General features: G+C 73.8%; 22 protein-coding genes and 1 pseudogene. 15 read left to right on the forward strand and 8 right to left on the reverse strand.

Annotation, left to right across the window (positions count from 1 at the left end; translation table 11 throughout):
- Positions 1-370 (forward strand): annotated as a pseudogene (locus tag AB0H75_RS11415) (hypothetical protein); the annotation flags it as partial.
- A gap of 143 nt (positions 371-513) precedes the next feature.
- On the opposite strand, the gene AB0H75_RS11420 reads toward AB0H75_RS11415, so the two are convergent.
- Together AB0H75_RS11420 and AB0H75_RS11425 are read right to left on the reverse strand one after the other, a co-directional pair.
- Entirely contained in the window at positions 514-1,737 is a 1,224-nt protein-coding gene (locus AB0H75_RS11420; protein ID WP_367794262.1) for a hypothetical protein, read from the reverse strand.
- The gene (locus AB0H75_RS11425; protein ID WP_367794265.1) at positions 1,734-2,249 is read right to left on the reverse strand and encodes a SigE family RNA polymerase sigma factor; all 516 of its coding nucleotides are present in this window, start codon (positions 2,247-2,249) and stop codon (positions 1,734-1,736) included. Before AB0H75_RS11425 ends, AB0H75_RS11420 begins: the two co-directional genes overlap by 4 nt.
- Before the next feature lie 211 nt (positions 2,250-2,460).
- Between AB0H75_RS11425 and AB0H75_RS11430 the strand changes: the two genes are divergently transcribed.
- From AB0H75_RS11430 to AB0H75_RS11445, 4 genes are all read left to right on the forward strand, one after another.
- The gene (locus AB0H75_RS11430; RefSeq protein WP_367795979.1) at positions 2,461-3,453 is read left to right on the forward strand and encodes a LacI family DNA-binding transcriptional regulator; all 993 of its coding nucleotides are present in this window, start codon (positions 2,461-2,463) and stop codon (positions 3,451-3,453) included.
- 391 nt (positions 3,454-3,844) lie between these two features.
- Positions 3,845-5,176 (forward strand): extracellular solute-binding protein, encoded by a 1,332-nt coding sequence (locus AB0H75_RS11435; RefSeq protein ID WP_367794268.1) that lies wholly within the window; start codon positions 3,845-3,847, stop codon positions 5,174-5,176.
- Complete coding sequence (locus AB0H75_RS11440; protein ID WP_367794271.1) at positions 5,176-6,096, forward strand: carbohydrate ABC transporter permease; 921 nt, start codon at positions 5,176-5,178, stop codon at positions 6,094-6,096. Before AB0H75_RS11435 ends, AB0H75_RS11440 begins: the two co-directional genes overlap by 1 nt.
- Positions 6,093-6,926 carry a carbohydrate ABC transporter permease gene (locus AB0H75_RS11445; protein WP_367794274.1) on the forward strand — a complete coding sequence of 278 codons (834 nt, stop codon included), beginning with the start codon at positions 6,093-6,095 and terminating at the stop codon, positions 6,924-6,926. Before AB0H75_RS11440 ends, AB0H75_RS11445 begins: the two co-directional genes overlap by 4 nt.
- A gap of 24 nt (positions 6,927-6,950) precedes the next feature.
- Here AB0H75_RS11445 and AB0H75_RS11450 read toward each other — a convergent pair whose 3' ends face one another.
- Entirely contained in the window at positions 6,951-7,805 is an 855-nt protein-coding gene (locus tag AB0H75_RS11450) for a calcium-binding protein (protein ID WP_367794277.1), read from the reverse strand.
- A gap of 166 nt (positions 7,806-7,971) precedes the next feature.
- Between AB0H75_RS11450 and AB0H75_RS11455 the strand changes: the two genes are divergently transcribed.
- From AB0H75_RS11455 to AB0H75_RS11465, 3 genes are all read left to right on the forward strand, one after another.
- A complete protein-coding gene (locus tag AB0H75_RS11455) occupies positions 7,972-9,150 on the forward strand; it encodes a glycosyltransferase family 4 protein (protein WP_367794280.1) in 1,179 nt (392 codons plus the stop codon).
- A 100-nt stretch (positions 9,151-9,250) separates the two neighbouring features.
- Positions 9,251-10,132, forward strand: a complete 882-nt coding sequence (locus AB0H75_RS11460) for a D-alanyl-D-alanine carboxypeptidase family protein (protein WP_367794283.1) — start codon at positions 9,251-9,253, stop codon at positions 10,130-10,132.
- A gap of 65 nt (positions 10,133-10,197) precedes the next feature.
- Entirely contained in the window at positions 10,198-11,268 is a 1,071-nt protein-coding gene (locus tag AB0H75_RS11465) for a WD40/YVTN/BNR-like repeat-containing protein (RefSeq protein WP_367794286.1), read from the forward strand.
- Between the two features lie 84 nt (positions 11,269-11,352).
- Here the strand turns inward: AB0H75_RS11465 and AB0H75_RS11470 are convergent, their stop codons facing one another.
- Both AB0H75_RS11470 and AB0H75_RS11475 read right to left on the reverse strand, forming a co-directional pair.
- Positions 11,353-11,982 carry an alpha-ketoglutarate-dependent dioxygenase AlkB gene (locus AB0H75_RS11470; protein WP_367794289.1) on the reverse strand — a complete coding sequence of 210 codons (630 nt, stop codon included), beginning with the start codon at positions 11,980-11,982 and terminating at the stop codon, positions 11,353-11,355.
- 86 nt (positions 11,983-12,068) lie between these two features.
- Entirely contained in the window at positions 12,069-13,283 is a 1,215-nt protein-coding gene (locus tag AB0H75_RS11475; RefSeq protein WP_367794292.1) for an amidohydrolase family protein, read from the reverse strand.
- Positions 13,284-13,361: 78 nt separating this feature from the next.
- On the opposite strand from AB0H75_RS11475, the gene AB0H75_RS11480 reads away from it, so the two are divergent.
- Together AB0H75_RS11480 and AB0H75_RS11485 are read left to right on the forward strand one after the other, a co-directional pair.
- Positions 13,362-13,976 (forward strand): TetR family transcriptional regulator, encoded by a 615-nt coding sequence (locus AB0H75_RS11480; RefSeq protein WP_367794295.1) that lies wholly within the window; start codon positions 13,362-13,364, stop codon positions 13,974-13,976.
- 164 nt (positions 13,977-14,140) lie between these two features.
- Positions 14,141-15,325 carry an MFS transporter gene (locus AB0H75_RS11485; protein WP_367794297.1) on the forward strand — a complete coding sequence of 395 codons (1,185 nt, stop codon included), beginning with the start codon at positions 14,141-14,143 and terminating at the stop codon, positions 15,323-15,325.
- Between the two features lie 54 nt (positions 15,326-15,379).
- Here the strand turns inward: AB0H75_RS11485 and AB0H75_RS11490 are convergent, their stop codons facing one another.
- The 3 genes from AB0H75_RS11490 to AB0H75_RS11500 form a co-directional block, all read right to left on the reverse strand.
- The gene (locus tag AB0H75_RS11490) at positions 15,380-15,925 is read right to left on the reverse strand and encodes a CGNR zinc finger domain-containing protein (RefSeq protein ID WP_367794300.1); all 546 of its coding nucleotides are present in this window, start codon (positions 15,923-15,925) and stop codon (positions 15,380-15,382) included.
- A gap of 94 nt (positions 15,926-16,019) precedes the next feature.
- A complete protein-coding gene (locus AB0H75_RS11495; RefSeq protein WP_367794303.1) occupies positions 16,020-16,379 on the reverse strand; it encodes a DUF2203 domain-containing protein in 360 nt (119 codons plus the stop codon).
- Positions 16,380-16,388: 9 nt separating this feature from the next.
- Positions 16,389-17,069, reverse strand: coding sequence for a GntR family transcriptional regulator (locus tag AB0H75_RS11500; RefSeq protein ID WP_367794306.1), 681 nt, complete (start codon positions 17,067-17,069; stop codon positions 16,389-16,391).
- A gap of 93 nt (positions 17,070-17,162) precedes the next feature.
- Between AB0H75_RS11500 and AB0H75_RS11505 the strand changes: the two genes are divergently transcribed.
- The 5 genes from AB0H75_RS11505 to AB0H75_RS11525 all read left to right on the forward strand — a co-directional run bounded on the left by AB0H75_RS11505 (position 17,163) and on the right by AB0H75_RS11525 (position 21,428).
- On the forward strand, positions 17,163-18,503 hold the full coding sequence (locus AB0H75_RS11505) for an MFS transporter (RefSeq protein ID WP_367794308.1): 1,341 nt from the start codon (positions 17,163-17,165) through the stop codon (positions 18,501-18,503).
- Positions 18,504-18,588: 85 nt separating this feature from the next.
- Positions 18,589-19,332, forward strand: coding sequence for an SPFH domain-containing protein (locus AB0H75_RS11510; protein ID WP_367794311.1), 744 nt, complete (start codon positions 18,589-18,591; stop codon positions 19,330-19,332).
- A 125-nt stretch (positions 19,333-19,457) separates the two neighbouring features.
- Complete coding sequence (locus tag AB0H75_RS11515; protein WP_367794314.1) at positions 19,458-20,225, forward strand: sirohydrochlorin chelatase; 768 nt, start codon at positions 19,458-19,460, stop codon at positions 20,223-20,225.
- Positions 20,226-20,268: 43 nt separating this feature from the next.
- Complete coding sequence (locus AB0H75_RS11520; RefSeq protein ID WP_367794317.1) at positions 20,269-20,820, forward strand: GNAT family N-acetyltransferase; 552 nt, start codon at positions 20,269-20,271, stop codon at positions 20,818-20,820.
- 146 nt (positions 20,821-20,966) lie between these two features.
- Positions 20,967-21,428 carry a hypothetical protein gene (locus AB0H75_RS11525; protein WP_367794320.1) on the forward strand — a complete coding sequence of 154 codons (462 nt, stop codon included), beginning with the start codon at positions 20,967-20,969 and terminating at the stop codon, positions 21,426-21,428.
- Positions 21,429-21,434: the final 6 nt, after the last annotated feature.

Here is a 21,434-nt window from a genome sequence, read left to right on the forward strand (position 1 = left end):
AGGCAGGGAGCCGTCTCCTTCGACTGTACGGGGACGCATGCACTGGCACGCCTACCTCTGGGCCGGCAACGGCCAGGAGCTCAAGCACGAGGCCGGGCGACGTCCCGCCTCCCCTGGCTTCACCACCTCCCCTCTGCCGCCGATGCGGACCGGAGATTGGCTGATCAAGCCACGGTCGAGGATCGCCGAGACGTTCGAGGACGTGGACAAGGCCGGGGAGTGGATGGCGGGTGCGTACGCGCCGCACCGGCCGGACCGGGACGTGATTCCCCTGCAACACCGGCTGGCCGGAGCCGCCGACCTGTTGCCCCAACCGGCATGTGACCCATCCGTGCCCGGCAGCCTGGAGTTCACGTACCGAATGACTTAGGCCCCATCACCGGACGAGGCTGAGTCGTTGAGAGGCCAAGCCGCAGCCCCAGCGACCGTGACCGGCGTTCCGGCGTCCTTCTTGACCCTGCTGCGCGACCTCGCGAGCCGCGGTGCGCCGTGGGTGCCTCTGGGTGATCATGATCAGGGGATTCTGGACAGGTCGATCACGTATCTGCCGTTCTTGGTGCGGTACGTCATGAACCGGCCGGTGCGGTCGGCGACCGGGACCTCGCCCTGGGCGGCCTCCTCCCCGATGCCCAGGTCCGCCAGGGTGCCGGTCTTCAGGTCGTACAGGCCGAGGCCGGGGCCCTGGCTGTGCAGCGTCCTGACGTAGAAGCGGCTCTGGCCGGGCGGCTCGGGGATCTGGAAGCCGGTCGGCACCTCCTGCTGCTCCGAGCCGTCCCGCTGGCGGGTGAAGGCCCTGGCGCCGCCGGACGTCGTCACCAGGCAGGACCGCACGCCGCAGGCGAGCAGCTGCTCGCCCTCGCGGGCCGGGGCGGCGTCGTCGGCCTGGCCGGTCTCCAGGTTGACCAGGTGGGTGAAGGGCGCGCCGTCCTTCGGCGACCAGCTTCCGGGCGAGCCCGCCCACGGCCAGGTCAGCAGGTGCAGCCCGTCGCCGTGCTCGACCGGCCGCACCTGTCCCCCGGCGACGGGGACGCCGAACACCCCGCCCCCCTGCACGGAGAACACGATCGAGCCCTTCGCCACGGCCAGGCTGTCGATCATGTCGCCGCCGGTCTCGTACGCGGCCACCTGCCTGGCCTGGCCGCCGGTCAGCGGCGCGGTCCAGAGGCGGACGGACTTCTTCGCGGAGGTCCACCACGCCACCACGCCGTCGCCCATGCCGAACCCTTCGGCGGGCCCCTCGCTCTTCCTCTTCGGCCGGGGCAGGTCGGCGACCTCGCGCAGCACCGCCTGGTCGAGGTCGTACCGGTAGAGGACCTCGTCGGCGGAGCCGCCCTCCGCCCTGCCCCGGGCGACCACCAGCAGGGTCCCGTCGCCGTCCAGGGCCACGGGGCGCAGCTCCCGGCCCGCGGAGTCCTCGGCGGGCATCGTCCTGACCGCCCGCGGCCAGACCTTCTCCACGGGCTCGGCCGGGGTGCTGATCATCGCGGACGGCACCGCCGACGGGCCGGTGGCGGGCCCCGGGCCGTCCCCGCCCGGTCCGCGCAGGAGGCCGATCACCCCGCCGATCACCCCGCCGGTCACCACCACGACGGCCGCGGCCGCGACCAGCGCCCGGGAGCGGTGCCTGCGCCGCCGGTAGCCGCTCTCCAGCCGGTCCGCCGCCGAGGCGGCGAGCCTGGGCGCCCCCTCGGCCGCGTTCCCCAGCGTGCTGCGCAGCCGTTCCTCGAAACCGTTCACCGCCGCCTCCCGTGATCCCCCATGACGCCTTCCTCGATGTCCTCGCTCATCGCGGCCCGCAGCTTGCCGAGCGCCCGGGACGCCTGGCTCCGCACGGTGCCGCGCGAGATCCTCAGCGCGGCCGCGATCTCCTCGTCGCTCAGCCCCTCGTAGTAGCGCAGCACCAGCACCACCCGCTGTCTTCGCGGCAGCCCGGCCAGCGCGTCCCACATCGCCCGCTCCTCCTCGCCGGACAGCGCGTCGTGGTGCCCGCGCTCCGGCGGGTCCCAGGTGAGCAGCTCGCGCCGGCGCAACCGCCAGGCGGCGACGTGCAGCCTGGCCATGGTGGTCCGTACGTAGCTCTCGGGGTTGTCCTTGGCGCGCAGCCGGGACCAGGACGCGCGGAGCTTCAGCAGCGCCTCCTGCACCAGGTCGGCGGCGTCGTGCGGGTTCCCGGCCAGGACATAGCCGTAACGCAACAGCGCGTCGCCGCGCTCGGCGACGAACCCGGCGAACCGGGGGTCTGCTTCCAACTGCCTTCGCCTTTCGTCGTCCATGTCATGTCCCAGATGGACTCGCCCGGCGAACTGTTGCATCGACCGGGAAACAGGCGGCGGGCAACCCTTCCTGTCCTGATCGTGACTCCCGTATGTGATCGCGCGCGCTTACCCCTTGCGCCTGTTAGCGTTACCGGCAAGGGGGTGAGCCGCGGTGAAATCCAGGACGGGCAGACCTGCGGTGCTCATGGACGTCGCCGTCCTCGCAGGGGTCTCCACGATGACGGTCTCCAGGGTGCTCAACGCGCCCGAGCGCGTCCGGGCCGAGACCAGGGCGCGGGTGCTGGCCGCCGTCAAGGAGCTCGACTACCGGCCCAACCACGCGGCCCGCCAGCTCGTGACCGGCCGCTCCGGCGTGCTCGGCGTGGTGAGCATCGACACCACGCTCTACGGCCCGGCCTCCACGCTCTACAGCGTCGAGCAGGCCGCCCGGCACGCCGGCTACAACGTCAGCATCGCCAGCCTCAGCTCGCTCGACCGCACCTCCATCCGGGAGGGCGTGGAGCGGCTGCGCGCCCAGGCCGTGGACGGTGTGATCATCGTGGCGCCGCACGAGTCGGCCGCCGACGGGCTGCGCCACCTGCCGCCGGAGATGCCGGTGGTGGCGGTGGACGCCGGTGACGACATCCCCGTGCCGGTGGCCAAGGTCGACCAGCGGGCCGGCGCGGTCCGGGCCACCCGCCACCTGCTCAGCCTCGGCCACGAGACCGTCCGGCACGTGGCCGGCCCGGCCGACTGGCTCGACGCCAACGACCGCATCGCGGGCTGGCGCGAGGTGCTGGAGGCCGCCGGCCGGCCGGTGCCGGAGGTGCTGCGCGGCGACTGGAGCTCGCGCTCCGGCTACCAGCTCGGCCGCCGCCTGGCCGCCGACCCCGAGGTCACCGCGGTGTTCGTGGCCAACGACCAGATGGCGCTCGGGGTGCTGCGGGCGCTGCGCGAGGCGGGGCGCCGGGTGCCCGAGGACGTCAGCGTGGCCGGGTTCGACGACCTTCCCGAGGCCGCGTACTTCTGGCCGCCGCTGACCACCGTCCGGCAGGACTTCGGCGAGGTCGGCCGGCACGCCTTCCACATGTTGCTGGACCGGATGGCCGGCGCCGAGCCCGAGGCCCGGCGCATGGTGGAGCCGGAGCTGGTCGTGCGCGAGAGCACCGGCGCCGCGCCGGGGCTCAGCCGAGCCTGATCACGTTCCAGGAGGCCGGGGGCGGCAGGACTGTCATCGGGTCGTGCCGGATGTCGGGGCCACGCGCAAGGCGGGCCGATCGTGGGTTCGGCCTGGTGCACGAAGGCGGCTCCTGTGGTGTGAGCGTGACGTCGTGAGACTGATTGATAGCGCTATCAGCGGACGCGGTCAAGAGGGACGGGGACGCGGCGGGGAGCGCGGGAAGCGGTTGCTCCCTGGGCCTTGACACGCTCCGTGTTACCGCTAACACTCGGATAACCCGTTCGCCACGCCTCGCCGCGCACCGCGCGCCGGGGCTCCTTCCTTACTGGCTCGATCCCTCCCTCCCACCGCGAGAAATCCGACCGCGAGAATCTGGCCGAACGACAGCTCGGTGAAGGAAGAGGCCACCGTGCAAGGTCCCCCTCACGTCTCCCGCCGGACCCTCCTCGGCGGCAGCCTGGCGCTCGCCGGAGCGGCCGCCGCAGGCTGCGCCCTCCCCGTGGGGCTCGGCTCGTCCCGGACCCACGTCCAGTACTGGCACTTCCTCGGTGCCAGCGACGGCATCATCATGAACCAGATGGTCCAGGCGTTCGCCAGGACCGCCCCGGACATCTACGTCGAGGAGAACGTGCTCGCCTGGGGCGAGCCGTACTACACGAAGATCGCCATGGCCGGCTCCGGCGGGCGCTCCCCCGACCTGGCCACCTTCCACCTGGCCCGGCTGGCCGGCATCGGCGCGGGCGCCATCCTCGACCCGATCGACGTCAAGCTGATGGAGGAGGCGGGGCTGCGCGGCTCCGACTTCTCGCCGCCGATCTGGGAGCGCGCCCACCTCGACGGCGTGCTGTACGCGATCCCGCTCGACGCCCACCCCATGGTCCAGTACTACAACACCGACCTGTGCGCCAAGGCCGGCCTGCTCGGCTCCGACGGCAAGCTGCTGCCCACCAAAGGCGAGGACGAGCTGCTGGCCATGCTGCGCAAGGCCAAGGACGCAATGGGCGGCAAGCCGCCGCTCGCCTTCGACGCGCTCGGCCTCGGCACGGTCGGCCCCTGGCGGGTGTGGTGGTCGCTCTACCCGCAGAGCGGCGGCACCCTGCTGTCGCCGGACGGCACCAGGATCACCATCGACGACGACAAGGCCCTGGCCGCGCTGCGCCTGATGGCCCGCCTCGGCTCGGAGGGGCTGTGCGACTGGCGCACCGACTACGGCGCCTCGGTCGCGAACTTCACCAACGGCGAGGCGGCGTTCCTGTGGAACGGCGACTGGGAGGTCACCGGGCTCAAGGAGCGCAAGACGCCCTTCAGCATGGCCCGCTTCCCCAGCGTCTTCGGCGGCGCCTCGGCGCAGGCCGACTGCCATGCCTTCGTGCTGCCGCACCAGCGCGACCGCGACCCCGAGGTGGAGCGGGCCGTGTACCGCTTCATCGCCTACCTGGTCAAGAACAGCGCCGACTGGGCCGTGGCCGGGCACGTCCCGGCGTACCTGCCGACCCTCGACCAGCCCGACTACCTCGCGCTGCACCCGCAGTCGGAGTACCGCTCGGTCGTCACCGAGGTCGCGCTCGACCCGCAGGTGTGGTTCACCGGCTCGGCCTCGCGGTTGTGGATCGAGTTCGGCGAGGCGTTCTCCCCGGTCATCAGCGGGCAGCGCTCGCCCGAGGACGGCCTGGCCGCGGCCAAGGCGTCGCTGGCCAGGCTGCTGGCCGCCCCGAACCCCTTCCCCAGGCAGGAGCGCTGATGGCGACCACCGTCGCGGCCCCCGCGGCCGCCCCGCCCGCCGCCGAGGTCAAGGTCAGGCGCGCCTGGACGCAGCACGGCCTGCTGTTCGTCGCGCCCTTCCTGGCGGTCTACCTGGCCTTCCTGGTCTGGCCTGTGGTGCTGGGCCTGCGGATGAGCCTGTCCAGCGTCAACATCGCGGGCACCAACGACGCCTTCGTCGGCTTCGCCAACTACGCCGAGGCGTTCGGCGACCCGCGCATGTGGCGCTCGTTGTGGAACACGCTGGTCTTCACCGCGCTCAGCACGGTGCCGCTGGTGCTGCTCGGGCTCGCCTTCGCGCTGCTGGTGCACCACCTGCGGTTCGTGCAGTGGTTGTGGCGGCTGTCGTTCTTCGGGCCGTTCCTGCTGCCGTCGGCCGTGGTGTCGCTGCTGTGGCTCCAGATGATCTACCCGCCGAGCTACGGCCTGATCAACGGCACGCTCGGCATCGACGTGCTGTGGCTGGGCGACCCGTCCACGGCCATGTGGTCGGTGGTGCTGACCACGGTCTGGTGGACGGTCGGCTTCAACTTCCTGCTCTACCTGGCCGCGCTCCAGTCGATCCCGCAGCACCTGTACGAGGCCGCCGCCATCGACGGGGCCAACGCCTGGAACCGGCTGCGCTCGATCACGCTGCCCCTGCTGGGCCGCACCACGGCGCTCATCGTGGTGCTGCAGTTGCTGGCCTCGCTGAAGGTCTTCGACCAGATCTACCTGATGACCGGCGGCGGCCCCCAGGACAGCACCCGGCCCATCATCGAGTACGCCTACGACGTCGGCTTCACCGGCTATCGCGTCGGCTACGCCTCGGCCGTGTCGTACATCCTGTTCGCCATCATCGTCGTCGTCTCCCTGGCACAGCTGCGGCTGTTCCGCAAGCGCGCGGAGGGCTCCTCATGACCAAGCGGTTCCGCCCCGGCCAGCTCGTGCTGCTGCTGGTGGCGCTGGTGCTGGCGGCCATCTGGCTGGCGCCCGTGGCCTGGGCGGTGGCCACCTCGCTCAAGCCCGAGACCGAGACCACCAAGATCCCGCTGGAGTGGTTCGGCAGCACGCTCACGCTCGACGCCTACCGGCTGGTCCTCGGCACCGGCGGCATCGTCAAGTGGGCGATCAACTCGACGGTCACGGCGGTGCTGGTCACTTTCCTGACCGTGCTGCTGTCGGCGATGGCCGCCTACGGGTTCGCCCGCACGCACTTCCGCGGCCGGCGGGCGCTGCTGGCGGTGATCCTGGCCGGGATCATGGTGCCGCCGCAGGTGCTGATGGCGCCGCTGTTCGCCGAGATGGTCGCGCTCGGCCTGGTGGACACCTGGTGGGCGATCATCCTGCCGCAGGTGGCCGCGCCGCTCATCGTGTACGTGCTGTTCAAGTTCTTCCAGGACGTGCCGCCGGAGCTGGAGCAGGCCGCGTTCGTGGACGGGGCGGGGCGCTGGCGGGTGTTCTTCACCATCGTGCTGCCGCTGTCGCGGCCGGTGCTCGCGGCGGTGTCGATCTTCACCTTCATCACCACGTGGAACAACTTCCTGTGGCCGTTCCTGGTCTCCACCGACCCCAACACGATGACGCTGCCGGTGGGCCTGGCCAACGTCGTGCAGGGCACCTTCGGCCTGCGGTACGCGCAGATCATGGCCTCGCTGGTGCTGGCCGGGCTGCCGCTGCTCGTGGTGTTCGTGTTGTTCCAGCGGCAGATCGTGCGCGGCGTCGCGCACACCGGCCTGGCCGGGCAGTGACGGCCGGGCCGGTGGCGCCGCGCCCTAGAAGTTGATCACTTCGGTGGTCTCGCAGCCGACGAAGGTGTCGACCGGCTCCGGCGCGAGCCGGATGTCGGAGGTGCAGTGGTCGGCGTTCGCGCCGCCGTCCAGGGTGCCGCCGCCCCTGGCGGTGAGCCGGTCGTCACCGGCCAGGCCCTTGATCCGGTCGTGGCCGCCGGTGCCGTCGATGACGTTCGGGCCCGCGTTGCCGGTGAGCACGTCGTCGAATCTGGTGCCCACCAGGTTCTCCACGTCGCCGGCGATGGTGTCCCTGGCGCCCGCGGGCCCGTCCTCGGCGCTGCCGTCGTCGCCGGTGGCGCCGTCCAGGTCGGCGGTGACGCCGGTGCCGACCGGCGGGCCCGAGTAGCCGGCGGTGTCGTCGCCCGCGCCGCCCTGCACGAGGTCGGCGCCGGCCCCGCCGATCAGCTCGTCGCCGCCGGTGCCGCCGGTCAGGCGGTCGTCGCCCGGGTCGCCGTTCAGCTCGGCGGGGAAGGAGGTGGCGTTGGTGATGACGTCGTCGCCGTCCAGGCCGCGGATGCGGATCCGCGGGGACGGCCCGATCGGGCAGCGGGCCTGGTGCGGGGTCACCAGGGCGCAGCCGGTGCCCGCGGTGATCGTGGCGGCGGGGTCGGTGAGCACGTAGAACCCGTTGGCGGCGGTGACCGTGATCTGGTCGTCGAGGCCCACCGGGGCGTCGTACCTGAGGTCGCCGGAGCCGCGGACCAGCCCCGGCTGGCAGTCGCCGTAGCAGGGCTTCGCCGCGGCGGGCTGCGTGAACAGCGCGGCCGAGGCCAGGGCCAGCGCCGCGCCGCCGCCGAGCGCCCGGGCCAGACGGTGCTTTCCTTCGATTCCGAACAAGGCGGACTCCTCTTCCTCATCGGCGGGTGCTCCTGCGGCACCCGCCCATGAGGCGTTCCACGGGGTTCCACGCCGGTCCACCGGGGGCGCGGGACGTTGCCAGGGAACTGCCAGGTACGGGCGGTAGCGTGCCGTGGCATGAACCGGCAGGCCGAGGGTCCGTGACGTGAAGATCCGCTATCTCATGCTGCACGCGTACGGCATGGGCGGGACCATCCGCACGGTCGTCAACCAGGCGAACGCGATGGCCGCGGCCGGGCACGAGGTCGAGCTGGTCAGCGTGGTGCGGCGGCGGGACGAGCCGCGGTTCGGGCTGGACCCGCGCGTCACGCTCAGCACGCTGGTGGACCAGCGCGGCGGCCGGCGGCCGGACTCGGTGGCGCGCAGGGCGTGGCGACGGGTGCGCGGCAGGATGGTGCCGCGCGGGGAGTTCGCGGCCGACTACTTCACCGAGCGCGTGGAGTGGGCGGTCATGCGGTACTGCGCCGGGCTGCGCGACGGCGTCCTGGTCACCACGCGGCCCGCGCTGAGCCTGATCTCCGCCCGCCGCACGCCGCCGGGCGTCGTCCGGGTCGCCCAGGAGCACATGAACCTGTCGGCCTACCCCGAGACCATCCGGGGGGAGATCGCCCGGCACTACCCCCGGTTCGACGCGATCACCGTGCCGACCCGCGCCAACCTGCTGGAGTACCGGCGGCTGGTGCCGGGCACGCCCGTGGTGCGGATCCCGAACGCCGTCCACAGGGTGGACCAGGAGCCGTCCCGGCAGGTGAACCCGGTCGTGGTCGCGGCCGGGCGGCTGGTGCCGCAGAAGGGGTTCGACCTGCTGATCGAGGCGTTCGCGCAGGTGGTGACCGAGCACCCGGAGTGGCGGCTGCGCGTCTTCGGCACCGGGCCGCGCCGGGGGCAGCTCACCGGGCTCGTCGAGCGGCTCGGGCTCGGCGGGCACGTGTCGCTGCCGGGGCGTACCGACCGGCTCGAACGGGAGCTGGCCGACGCCTCCGTGTACGCGCTGAGCTCGCGCTTCGAGGGCCTGCCGATGGTGATGATCGAGGCCATGGCGCACGCGCTGCCGGTGGTCGCCTTCGACTGCCCGACCGGCCCGGGGGACGTGCTGACCGACGGCGTGGACGGCCTGCTCGTGCCGCCGCGCGACGTGGACGCGCTGGCGGCCGGGCTCGGGCGGCTGATCGCCGACCGGCGGCTGCGGCAGCGGATGGGGCGCGCGGCGGCCAGGACGGCGCGGGCGTACGCGCCGGAGCTGGTGATGCCGCTGTGGGAGGACCTGTTCTCCCAGCTCCTCCAGGGCGAGCGGGTGGACGACGACTTCTGGACCGGCCGCTGAAAGATCTACCCGCCCGGCATCGCCGACGGTGTCGGCCTTTCCGGGCGACTTGCCGCATTTTTTGGAGAATCCACACCAAAACGGGCGGCAACCTGGGGTAATGCGTAACCGGAAAGCCCGCCTGGCCGCCGTGGCCGGCGCCCTGGCCCTGGCCACGGGGCTCGCGGCGCCCGCGTACGCGGACGCGCCGGCCCCGATCACCGCTCCCGCCGCCGCCCTGGACACCCCCGTGGTGCACGGGCGGGCGGCGTACCTGCTCGACGCCTCCACCGGCAAGGCGCTCCTCGACGACGACGGCGGCGAGCGCATGCCCGTCGCCAGCCTCACCAAGACGATGACCGCGTACGTGGCGCTGAAGCTCGCCAGGCCGACGGACGTGGTCGAGATCTCCGACGCGGACGTGGCGTACGCCGAGGACGGCGGCGGCACCACCGCCGGCCTGCGGTCCGGCGACCGCCTGACCGTGGGCGAGCTGCTCTACGGCCTCATGCTGCCCTCGGGGGCCGACGCCGCGCACGCCCTGGCCCGCACGTACGGGCCCGGCGTGGACGGCTTCGTCGCCAGGATGAACGCCACCGCCCGTGAGCTGGGCATGAACGACACCCTCTACGTCAACGCCGACGGCCTGCCCACCCCGGAGGGCGACGGCTACTCCACGGCCCGCGACCAGGCCGTCCTGGCCGCCGCCGCGCTGCGCGTCCCGCTGATCGCGCAGGCCGCCGGCGCCCGCTCCCACAGCCTGGCCGCCGGCGACGAGCACGGCGCCTACACCTGGCGCAACACCAACCGGCTGCTCGGGACGCCGGGCGCGATCGGGGTGAAGACGGGGTTCACCCGCGCCGCCGGGTACTGCCTCGCCTTCGCCGGCCGGGAGGACGGGCGCGTGCTGGTGGGCGTGATCCTCGGCGAGTCCGTCTCCAGCAGGCGGTTCTCGACGGCGGAGTCCCTGCTGGCGTGGGGGACGGACCGCGCGGCGGCCTGACACGGCCTCCGGCGCCGGCCGGGACCCCGTGGACGGGATGATCCCTTTGGTCTAGTTTGCCCGGCATGAGGCTTCGCATCGTGGTGAGCGTGCTGTCAGCGGCCGCCGTGCTCGCGGCGGCCCCCGTCCCCGCCTCCGCCCGGGCCGGGGACGACGGGCCCCGGCTCGGCTGGGACCTCAAGCAGACCGGGGTGGGCGCGCGCCTGCGCGGGCTCTCCCCCGTCAGCCGGGACGTCGCCTGGGTCTCCGGCTCGGAGGGCACCGTGCTGCGGACGGTGGACGGCGGGCGCACCTGGCAGGACGTCTCCCCGCCCAGCACGGACGCGCTGCAGTTCCGCGACATCGAGGCGTTCGACGCGCGCCGGGCCGTGGCGCTGTCCATCGGCGAGGGCACCGACTCGCGCGTCTACCGGACCGAGGACGGCGGGCGCACCTGGGCCGAGACGTTCAGGAACGACGAGCCGCGGGCCTTCTACGACTGCCTGGCCTTCTTCGACACCCGGCACGGGCTGGCCATGAGCGACCCGGTGGACGGCAGGTTCCGCGTCCTGGCCACCGACGACGGCGGCCGGAGCTGGCGGGTGCTGCCCGCGGACGGGATGCCGGAGGCGCTGCCGGGCGAGGCCGGGTTCGCGGCGAGCGGGCAGTGCCTGGTCACCGCCGGCGGCCGGGACGCGTGGCTGGCCGGCGGCGGGGGCGAGCGGGCCCGGGTGTTCCACTCGCGCGACCGCGGGCGCACCTGGACCGTCGCCGACACGCCCGTCCCTGCCGGGGACCCGGCCCGGGGAGTGTTCGGGCTCGCCTTCCGCGACCGGCACCGGGGCCTGGCGGTCGGCGGCGACTACCGGCCCGGGCAGCCGTCGCCCAGCGCCGCGGCGATCACCGGGGACGGCGGGGCCACCTGGCGGGCCGCCGCCGTGCCGCCGCCGGCGTACCGGTCGGGGGTGGCGTGGCTGCCGTACGCGCCGGCCGCGGCGGTGGCCGTGGGGCCGAGCGGGAGCGACGTGACGTGGACGGGCGGGCGGACGTGGCGGACGTTCGACGCCGGCTCGTTCGACACGGTGGCGTGCGCGCGCGACGGCGCCTGCTGGGCCGCCGGCGAGCAGGGCCGCGTCGCCCGCCTCCGCCTCGCCTGACGACCGGCCGCCGCCCGGGAACCCACGGCGGGCGCCGGGGTGTCAGCAACGGGCGGCGGGGCGTCAGCAGCGGGCGCCGGGGCGTCAGCGGACGTCGCGCGGGCGGAACTGGACGCTGATCCGCGGCCCCGCCGGCCGGGCGCTCTTGGGAACGGCGTGCTCCCAGGTGCGCTGGCAGCTACCGCCCATCACGATGAGGTCGCCGTGCCCCAGCTCCCGCCGGATCGACGGCCCGCCGCCCCGGGGCCGCAGCAGGAGCGGGCGCGGGTCGCCGACCGAGACGATGGCGACCATGGTGTCCTCGGTGCCGCCCCGCCCGGCCGTGTCGCCGTGCCAGGCCACGCTGTCGCGCCCGTCGCGGTAGAAGCACAGGCCCGCGGTGCGGAACGGCTCGCCCAGCTCCTCGCCGTAGTGGGCGTCGAGCGCGCGCCGGGCCTCGTCGAGGATCGGGTGCGGCAGCGGCTCGTCCTCGTCGTAGAACTTCTGCAGCCGGGGGACGTCCACGAGCCGGTCGTACATGCGCCGCCGCCCGGCCTGCCACGGCACCGTGTGGGCCAGGTGCTCGAACAGCGTGTCGGCGCCGGAGAGCCAGCCCGGCCGCAGGTCGATCCAGGCGCCGTGGGCGAGGTGCGTGCGGCGCACGGACGCGCCGAGCGGCCCGAGCCCCAGCTCCTCGCCGAGGCCCAGCAGGGATGCTTGGAAGGCGACCTTCATACTCCGATCCTACGCCGCGCTTCAAACACGTTTTCGATAGTGTTCGGGCACGTCCTGCGTCTCGCGGTGACCCAGGCCGTCCGCCCTCAGCCGGTGAGCGGGCCTTCGTCCCCGAGCCGGCGCTCGCGCGCTATGCGCTGCCCGCCCCGCCAGACGCCGAGGATGTCGAGGGTGTGGTCGATGTCGGCTGTGGGATCGCCGTCGACGAGCACCAGGTCGGCACGGAGTCCGGGCGCGATTCTGCCCCTGTCGGCGAGGCCGAAGCAGCGGGCGGGGGCCGCCGTGGCGGCGGTCAGGGCCTCCCGGGGCGTCAAGCCCGCGGCCACGAGCCGGCGCAGTTCATGGTGCAGGGTCGCGCCGTGGGCGGTTCCGATGTTGGAGGCGTCGGAACCGGCCAGCACGGTGACGCCGGCGTCGCGCAGCTCTGCCAGCGTACGGGGGGCCACGTCGAAGTCGTGGCGTGCGCCTTCGCCGAGCGGCACGGGTCCCATGGTGAGCATGTGCCGCGCCCCTTCGCCCAGGTAGGGCGCGACCCGGGGGTCCGCGGCCAGTCGCCGGCCTTGCGGCCTGCCGAACAGCTCGCCGAGCGCGGCGAGCGTGGGGATGACCACGGTCCCCCTTGCCGCCAGCTCATGAGCCAGCTCCGGGGCCGGCTCGTCGACGAACAGGTGGCCGAGCACGTCGACACCCGCGGCGACCGCCAGCCGGGCGGACTCCGCGGTCAGCGCATGGGCGACCGTCAGCCTGTCCCTGTCATGGGCGGCGGCGACCAGCGCGTGGAGTGTCTCGTCGGGCATCGCCGGGGTCGGCGCGCCTACGGTCGAGCCGTCGTCGAGCAGGATCTTCAGGTAGTCGGACCCTTCGGCCAGCCGCTCGGCCACGAAGGCGTCGGCCTGCTCGGGGGCGGTGAGCGTGGGGAAGGGCGGCAGGAGGCCCATCTCGACGAGGTACCAGCCGTATCCGCCGGGAATCGTGGCAGCGGTGCCCGCGGTACGCAGGTCCGCCAGCGCGGGGGCGGCCGTGGCCGCGACACGGAGCCCGGCGGCCTGGACGGGGTCGGCCATCATGTCGAGCACGGTCGTGACCCCGAATGCCGCGGCCTGTTCCAGATCGCCGGGGAAGGCGTGCGCGTGCGCGTCGATGAGGCCGGGCATCAGGGTGGCCCCGCGCCCTTCGACGACGACCGCTCCGGGCGCCTCCGCCTCTCCGACCGCGGCGATGAGCCCTTCGGCGACGGTGACGTGCGTGGGCGGAAGGGTCCTCTCGCCGTCGAACACCTTGACGTCGCGGAACAGCAGCATGGCGGACTCCCTTACATACATTCACGTACGTATCTTTGGTGAAGCATACATGCCGGCACGTATGTGAGAATGTTCGTCATGCGAAGGACTGCGGAGGAAGCGGCGGCCACCCGCCGTGCCCTGCTGGTCGCGGCACTCGCGGAGTTCGCCGAGCTCGGTTACGCGGCGGCCACCCTCGCCGGGATCGCCGCACGGGCAGGAGTCACCCGCGGCGCGCTCTACCACCACTTCACGGACAAGGCGGCGCTCTGCCTCGCGGCGATCAGCGAGCTGTGGGCCGAGGCCGCGACGCCCGTCTGGAACAAGCTCGAGGGCCCGGAACCACCTCTCCGGCGCCTCACCGACTTCCTCGTCGCGTTCTTCACGGCACTGGAGGAGGATGCGACGTTCCGGGAAGTGTTCGCGCTGTCGATGCGCAGCGCCGAGGGCGTGGCCGAGCTGGAACGCGGCCTGCGCGACAAGCAGGCCGTCATGGAGAGCTGGCGGCGGCAGATGGTGCGGCTGCTGACCGAGGCCGAGCTCCGCCCGGGCGTCACGGCGGACACCGCGGCGCTCGCGATCATCAACGCGGTCAACGGCACCGCCGCCACCTGGCTGGCCTGCCCCGCCCTGTTCTCGCCCGCGCGACAGGCCCGGTCACTCGCCGACGCCGTCCTGCACGGATTCGCCCAGTCCCCGCCCGCCGCCCCATAGACACGCCTCGGCCGATCGTGCGCAGGCGCCGGCGGGCGGGGTCCGGCCTGCGCGGTACGCAGTCCGCACAGGCCGGGCCGCGCCCGTGGTTCGTTCTCCCTTCACGACTTTCCCGCCCTTTATCCCCTTAACACCCGCCCGTGATCCGCTGTAACGTCCCAAATGTGTTATCGCGTTACATGGCGGGGGCGGTCGCCGCCCGGACCGCGAACGAGATGTCCGGGCCCGCGTTGCTGATCGCCGGGCTGGCGGTGACCGGGTCGCCGGTGGTGGCGTCCTGGCTGCTGGCCGGGCTGACGGTCACCGCCGCCGTCGGAGGGCCGCTGCTCGGCGTGCTGCTGGACCGGGCGCGGCGCCCCGGGCTGCTGCTGGGCTGGTGCGTGGCCGGCTACGCGGGCGGGCTGCTGGTCATCGTGTCCGGGCTGGGACGGCTGCCGGACGCCGCCCTGGTCGCGGTGGCGGTGGCCGCCGGCGTGCTCGGCCCGGCGTTCACCGGCGGCTGGACGGCCCAGCTCCCGGCCGTCGCCGGGCCCGCCCGGCTGGAGCGGGCCAACGCGCTCGACGCGATGACGTACAACGTGGCCGGGCTCGCCGGGCCCGCGCTGGCCGGCCTGATCGCCGCCGCCGGCGTCGGCTCCAGGACCGGCGTCCTCGTCTGCGCCGCCCTGCTGGCCGCCGCCCTCCCCGTCGCCTGGACCCTCCCGCCGGCCCGGACGGGGGACGGGCCGCGGCCCGCCGGCGCGGGGATCGGCGCGGAGCTGCGGGCCGGGTTCGCCGTCATCGTCGGCAACCCGGCGCTGCGGCGGGCCACGGCCGGGTCGATGGTGTCGTGCGCGGGGATGGCGATGGTGGTGGTGGCCGCGCCGGTGCTCGGCGTCCGGCTGACCGGCGCGAGCGGGCACGGGGCGCTGCTGCTCGCCGTCGTCGCCGGGGGCGGGCTCGTCGCGAACGTGCTGGCCGCCAGGAGGGAGCGCGCGCCCCGGTGGTGGGACGCGGCGCTGGCGTGGGGGACGGCGGCGATGTGCGCGGGGACGGCGCTGGCGGCCGTGTCCGGGACGTTCTGGCTCGCCGTGGCGGCGGCGGTGCTGGTGGGGCTGGGCGAGGGGCCGCAGCTGACCGCCCTGTTCTCGGTACGGCACCGCGAGGCGCCCGACCGGCTGCGCGCCCAGGTGTTCACGACCGGGGCGAGCCTGAAGATCACCTCGTTCGCCCTCGGCTCGGCCGTGGCCGGCCCGCTGGCGGCGCACTCGGTCACCGTGGCGCTGCTGGCGGGCGCGGCGGCGCAGGCGGTCGCGGTGGCCGTCCTCGCCCTGGGCTCCCGCCGCCCCAGCCCCGCACCGGCCCCCTGACCGGCCCCCTGACCGGCCCCCTGAGCGGCCCCGGCTCGTGGCGGTGTCAGGTGGTCAGGTGGGGACGCCGGAGGCGGCGCGGGAGCGGTGGGCGGCCACGCGCTCGCGGGTGGCGCACCGGGCGCTGCAGTAGCGGCGCGGGCTGCCCCCGCCGAAGTCCAGGTACGGCCGGCGGCAGCTCGGCGACGCGCACAACCCTCCCGGCACCCGCTGGTAGTCGGCCAGCAGCACGGCCAGCGCCATGGCCGACGACGCCAGGTACCACTCGGCCCACGGCGCGTCGTCGGTGCTGTCCACGTGCACGTGCCAGCTCGTCGTGCCGCCGTGGTCGGTCAGCCTGGGCGCCCCGGCGGCGTCGGCGAGGAGCCGGTTGAGCAGCGCGGCCGCCCGGTCGGCGTCGGGGGCGGCCAGCACCTCGCGCAGGCGGGCCGCCGCCGCCCGCATCGCGGCGACGTCCGCCTCGCCGAGGCCGAGGTCCCCGGCCTCGCCGTGGGCGCGCAGGACCCGCGACACCGACTCGATCGACGGCTGCTCGTGCAGCAGCGCCACGCAGAGGTCGACGGCCCGCACGGCCATCGCCTTGGTCGAGTGAGCCTCCACGCTTGCAGGGTAAGCCCGCCCGCCCACACCCGCCCACGCCTCGCCCCGTCCGCGTCCCCCGCCCCCGCGCGCACCGCCGGGACGGCGGGGGGAGTCAGAGGGGGCGGCGGCCGGCGAAGCCGAGCTCGGTGCGGTGGTACCAGGCGAGCTCGCGCTCCCCCTCGATCCAGCACAGCCGCACCGACACCCCGTTCAGCACCGACGGGAAGTCCACCAGGACGGGCGCGACGCCCTTCACCTCCACCCCCCGCTCGGTCCACCCGCTCAGGACCTCCTCGATGCGGGCCTCCAGCCCCTTGATCTCGGGGATGCCGCCGAGCTCGGAGGAGCCGAGGGCCTGCCGGTCGTGGGCGATCTCGGCCAGGTCGGCGCGGGCGGCGATCACCAGCCCCACGTCGTCGATGATCTCAGGCAGCAGGGCGCGAGCCTCGTCGAGGGTGAAGATCCGGTCCATGCGCCCACGTTAGCGGTTCGGCTCGTAGGCGTGGACGAGCAGTTTCTCCGCGTGGTCGAGATAGGCGTCGAGATAGGCGGCGGCCTCGTCAGCACGGCCGGACTCGACGAGCCCGAGCAGCACCCGGTTGCGCTCGACGAACGGCTCGTGGAAGGCACGCGGGTTGTCCATGACGTGGAAGACGAGGCGCAGCTCGGCCAGGAGCTGGCGCATCAGCTCGTCGATCCTCGGGCTGCCGTTGAGCGAGACGAGGGCCTGGTGGAAGCGGATGTTGGCGGTGCCGACGCGCTGCCAGTCGTCCCCGGCGGCGGCCTGCTCGGCCTCGCGCACGGCCTCCCTGATCACCGCGAGGGCGTCCGGCGTCGGCGGCCGGCGCACGGCCGCGCCCTCCAGGACGCGCCGCACGCGGTAGAGGTCGAGGACGTCCTCGGCGGACGGGAGGCGGACGAACACGCCGCGGTTGAGCTGGTGGTCCAGCAGCCGCTCGTGGCCGAGCAGCCGGAACGCCTCGCGCAGCGTGTTGCGCGAGACGGTCAGCGCCTCGGAGATGGCCTCCTCCGACAGCCGCTGACCGGGCCGGAAGAAACCCTCGCTGATGCGCTCGCGCAGGATGTCGGCCACGCGCTCGGCCGTGCTGCTGCGCCCCAGGCGCGGCCGGTCCTGGGAGAGATCGGCGACGAAGTCATCCACATTCGTCAGCGAATCATGGAGCAAAACTCTTGTCGAATTGTTCAACGATCCTTACGTTGATATCACCCCCTCTCCGAGGACAAGGAGCGTCGGATGGCAGGCTCCCCACAGCAGACCCGGCGGGTGATCCTCGCCGGCCTCATCGGTACCTCCCTGGAGTGGTACGACTTCTTCCTCTACACCACGGCCGCGACCCTGGTGTTCCCGAAGCTGTTCTTCCCCTCCCTCGACCCGTTCACCGCGACGCTGGCCTCGCTGACCACCAACGCGGTGGCGTTCGTGGCCCGGCCGCTCGGCGGGGTGGTGTTCGGCCACTTCGGCGACCGGGCCGGACGCAAGACCGTGCTGGTGGTGACGTTGCTGGTGATGGGCGTCTCGACGTTCCTCATCGGCGTGCTGCCCGGGTACGCGAGCGTGGGCGTGGCCGCGCCGGTCCTGCTGGCACTGCTGCGGTTCGTCCAGGGGCTCGGGCTGGGCGGCGAGTGGGGCGGCGCGGTGATCATGTCGCTGGAGCACGGCGACGGGCGGCGGCGCGGCTTCAACGCGAGCTGGCCGCAGGTCGGCGTGCCGGCCGGGTACGTGCTGGCCACCGGCCTGCTGACGCTGCTGTCCTTCGTCCAGTCGGACGCGGCGTTCCTGGCGTGGGGATGGCGGGTGCCGTTCCTGCTGTCGGGGGTGCTGGTGTTCGTGGGCCTGTGGGTGCGGCTGAGGATCAGCGAGTCGCCGCTGTTCGCCGAGGTCGAGCAGCACGGGGCCAAGGCGCGGATGCCGCTGGTGGAGGTGCTGCGCACGCACCCGCGCGCGCTGCTGTCGGCCTTCACCGCGCGCATCGGGGTGGACGTGGCGTTCTACACCTTCACCGCGTACATCATCGTCTACCTCACCGGGCAGCTCGGCCTGCCGCGCTCGTACGCGCTGAACGCCGTGCTCATCGGCTCGGCGCTGCAGCTCGCGCTGATCCCGCTGTTCGGCGCGCTGTCGGACCGGGTGGGGCGGCGGCCGGTGTACGCCGCGGGCGTCGTGGCGGCGGCGGCGTGGGTGTTCGCGTTCTTCCCGCTGCTGGACACGAGGTCGTTCCCGCTGATCGCGCTGGCCGCCGTGGTCGCGCTGGTGACCCACGCCGCCATGTACGGGCCGCAGGCGGCCTTCATCGCCGAGCTGTTCAGCACCCGGCTGCGCTACAGCGGGGCGTCCATGGGTTACCAGGTGGCCGGGATCGTGGGCGGCGCGCTGGCGCCGATCATCGCGTTGCAACTGTTCGAGACGTACCGGAGCACGGTCGCGGTCTCCCTGTACGTGGTCGCCGCCCTGGCGGTCACCGCCGTGGGCCTGGTCATCGCGCCGGAGACCCGCGACCTCGACCTCGCCGCCGAGCCCGAGCCCGCGCCGGGCCCCGGCCACGGGATCCCGGGCCAGGTGGGGCCGTTCGCCTAAGCCGTTCGCATGAGCCGTTCTCGCCGCCGCGAAACCGCGGGCGGCGGCTGCCACCGCCGCCCGCGCACCCAGGAGGGTCATCGACATGAGGATCGTGTATCCGGCGCAGCAGCGCTTCTACACCATCACCGCCGACGCCAGGCGCGCCACGACGCTGGGCGTGGACGTGGTGACCGTGCCCAGCAGCGACGGGGTGAGCCTGGGCATCGAGGGCACCCTGTACTTCACGCTCAACCTCGACCATGACACACTCAAGCGCTTCGACGACAGGTACGGCACCCGCACCTTCCGCGCCCAGGACGACCGCTCGCTCTACCCGTGGGACGGCGAGGAGGGCTGGTCGGCCTTCTTCGGGCAGGCGGTCCGGCCGGTGGTGGACAACGCGCTGCGCGGCCAGATCGGCGCGATGCGCTGCGCCGAGCTGGTGCCGTCCTGCTCGCTGCTGCAGAACGCGGCGCTGAAGGCGGGTGACGGCAACGCCACCATCTCCAGGGTGCAGGACGCGGTCAACGCCTCCCTGGCCCGCGACCTGCCGGCCGCGCTGGGCGGCGAGTTCCTGACCGGGCCGCGGTTCACGCTGGTGAAGGTGACGCTGCCCGCGGAGGTGCAGAAGGCGGTGGACCGCTCGCTGGCCGCCTCGGCCGCCGTGTCGGAGGCCCGGGCCAAGGTGGAGCAGGCCAGGGCGGAGGCGGAGGCGAACCGGGCCCGCCAGGACGGCTACGACAGATGCCCCGCCTGCGCCGAGATCGAGAAGCTGAGGTCGCTGCCGCAGGGCATCACGGTGTACGCCCCCGGCAACCCGCAGTCGGTGGTCGTGCCGGCACGCTGACCCGGCGGTGCCGGACGGATGTCCGGATGATCACGATGTGATCCCGATCACTGCCGGAGTGTTGTGACGCAATCGCCATCTATTCCCAGAACAACGGTCAGGGAATAGGCATAAACTGCGCGCCTGTGAGCCTGCCTGTACGTGAACGTTCCCCCCGGCCGGGCGGCGGCCGCCACCGCCGTCCTGTCCCCACGTCCCTGCCGCCGGACGCCCCCGTACTCGTGCTCGCCACCCCCGGCGAGACCGCCGGCGTGGCGGAGGAGATCGCGGCCGTCGTCCGCGTCGACAACCCGCAGATCGAGGTGCGGCTGACGAGCGTCACCGACCTGGCGGACACGCTGCCCGGCGGCCGCGAGGCCGTCGTGGTGCCCCTGCTCACCTGGGAAGACCCCGTCGTCATGGCCGAGATCGGCAAGGCCGTGGCGGCCACCGGCACCGGCGCCGTGGTGACCGACGCGCTCGGCCCGCACCCGCTGCTGGCCGAGGCCCTGCACATCCGGCTGGCCGAGCGCGGCCTGGCCCGCGCCGACCGGGTGCGCCTGCTCAACGTCTCCAGCCCCGTGGACGCCGTCATCCTCGGCACGGTCGGTGGCGAACGGGCGGTGCGGGCCGTGCAGGCCACCGCGGTGCTGCTCGCCTCCCGGCTCACCCTCCCGGTCGTCGCCGCCTCCCTCGACACCGAGCCGGGCGTCGGCGTGGCCGCCCAGCGCCTGCGGGCGGCCGGCGCCCAGCGGCTGGCGATCGCCCCCTGCATGATCGGCCACGAGGCTCCCGCCGGGATCGTCGAGCGCGCCGCCGCGCAGATCGACGCCGGGTACGCCGAGCCGCTCGGCGCCCACGGCGCGGTCGCGGAACTTGTCGCCCGAGCTTACGGTAGTCAACTCGCCACTTGACAAGGGCTTGTGAAGATCACGGGAATCGCGTTACCGTCTCCGCATGCGTCGCGTGGTGTGCAACGGTGACCGGATCGGCCTCCGCGACGTCACGGAGGCCGACGTGCCCGCCCTGCACGCCGTCTACGGCGACCCGGCGGCGACCCAGCACATGCCCTTCGCCCCGCGCTCCCTCCAGGAGGTCACCGACCTCGTCGAGCAGGCCGTGGCGGCCGCCCGCGCGGAGCCGCGCCTGCTGTACGTCCTGGCCGTGGTGGACGCCGAGCACCGCGAGGTCATCGGCGTGGCCCGCCTGCGCGTCGAGGCCGAACACCCGCACAGCGCCGAGATCGGCTTCGGCCTCCATCCCCACCAGTGGGGCCGCGGCATCGGCACCGACCTGGTGCGGCTGCTGCTGTCGTTCGGGTTCAAGCAGCTCGGCCTGCACCGCATCTGGGGCGCCCGCTCCCCCGCCAACCTGCCCGCCCAGCTCGCGATGCTGACCGCCGGCATGGTCGAGGAGGGCCGCATCCGGCACCACGTGCACACGCCCCACGGCTGGCGGGACTCGGTCGTGCACTCCGTGCTGGAGGACGAGTGGATCGAACGCCGCTAGCCCCGGCCCCACCCTGTCAAGGAACGGTCCCTCATTCCCCCGCCCCCGCCGGGCGCCGGTCAAGCCCGCCGGGCGGCGCGCGTGCCGCGCACGGGAATTGTCGGTGGCGCCTTCTACGATGAGCCTCCTCATGGAGGGAGGGTCCTATGCTCGACTCGCTGATCGTGCCGTTGTTCGTCACGACGGACCTGCCGCCCGGCGCCGACCTGGCCGAGTTCGGGGAGCTGCTCGCCGAGACGATGCGCGAGCTGGGCCCCCGCGACGGCGGCTACCAGGGCTTCCTCGCCGGGCGGGTGTTCTGGCTCGACCAGCCGGCCCCGGCCGGGCCGCGGCCGGGGCCGGGCGGCGAGGGCGAGCTGCGCTACGCGGGCATGCTGGGCTATCTCGCCGCCGCCGGGGCCGGGCACACGGTGCGGCAGGTGGTGGGTGACGTGCGGCGGGCGATCGGCGCGGCCGTCGCCGGGCGTTACGGCGACGTGGGCGTGGCCCCGGCCGTGTTCGCCATCCGCGACCATGACGTACGCGAGCGCACCCCCGACTCCGCCCTGCCCGTCGGCACGCGCGACGGCGCGGCGGACCTGGTGGGAGCCACCAGGTCATACCTGTGACCTCCG

Origin of the sequence: Nonomuraea sp. NPDC050783 (assembly GCF_040802095.1) — a bacterium.
Classification (GTDB): Bacteria; Actinomycetota; Actinomycetes; order Streptosporangiales; family Streptosporangiaceae; genus Nonomuraea.

Bases quoted from the DNA above. Each gene is read 5' to 3' on its own strand.
- AB0H75_RS11480 (WP_367794295.1), top strand. From the start codon at position 13,362: ATGCGAAGGACTGCGGAGGAAGCGGCGGCCACCCGCCGTGCCCTGCTG.
- AB0H75_RS11440 (WP_367794271.1), top strand. From the start codon at position 5,176: ATGGCGACCACCGTCGCGGCCCCCGCGGCCGCCCCGCCCGCCGCCGAG.
- AB0H75_RS11465 (WP_367794286.1), top strand. From the start codon at position 10,198: ATGAGGCTTCGCATCGTGGTGAGCGTGCTGTCAGCGGCCGCCGTGCTC.
- AB0H75_RS11510 (WP_367794311.1), top strand. From the start codon at position 18,589: ATGAGGATCGTGTATCCGGCGCAGCAGCGCTTCTACACCATCACCGCC.
- AB0H75_RS11495 (WP_367794303.1), bottom strand. From the start codon at position 16,379: ATGGACCGGATCTTCACCCTCGACGAGGCTCGCGCCCTGCTGCCTGAG.
- AB0H75_RS11520 (WP_367794317.1), top strand. From the start codon at position 20,269: ATGCGTCGCGTGGTGTGCAACGGTGACCGGATCGGCCTCCGCGACGTC.
- AB0H75_RS11475 (WP_367794292.1), bottom strand. From the start codon at position 13,283: ATGCTGCTGTTCCGCGACGTCAAGGTGTTCGACGGCGAGAGGACCCTT.
- AB0H75_RS11445 (WP_367794274.1), top strand. From the start codon at position 6,093: ATGACCAAGCGGTTCCGCCCCGGCCAGCTCGTGCTGCTGCTGGTGGCG.
- AB0H75_RS11505 (WP_367794308.1), top strand. From the start codon at position 17,163: ATGGCAGGCTCCCCACAGCAGACCCGGCGGGTGATCCTCGCCGGCCTC.
- AB0H75_RS11460 (WP_367794283.1), top strand. From the start codon at position 9,251: ATGCGTAACCGGAAAGCCCGCCTGGCCGCCGTGGCCGGCGCCCTGGCC.
- AB0H75_RS11430 (WP_367795979.1), top strand. From the start codon at position 2,461: ATGGACGTCGCCGTCCTCGCAGGGGTCTCCACGATGACGGTCTCCAGG.
- AB0H75_RS11470 (WP_367794289.1), bottom strand. From the start codon at position 11,982: ATGAAGGTCGCCTTCCAAGCATCCCTGCTGGGCCTCGGCGAGGAGCTG.
- AB0H75_RS11525 (WP_367794320.1), top strand. From the start codon at position 20,967: ATGCTCGACTCGCTGATCGTGCCGTTGTTCGTCACGACGGACCTGCCG.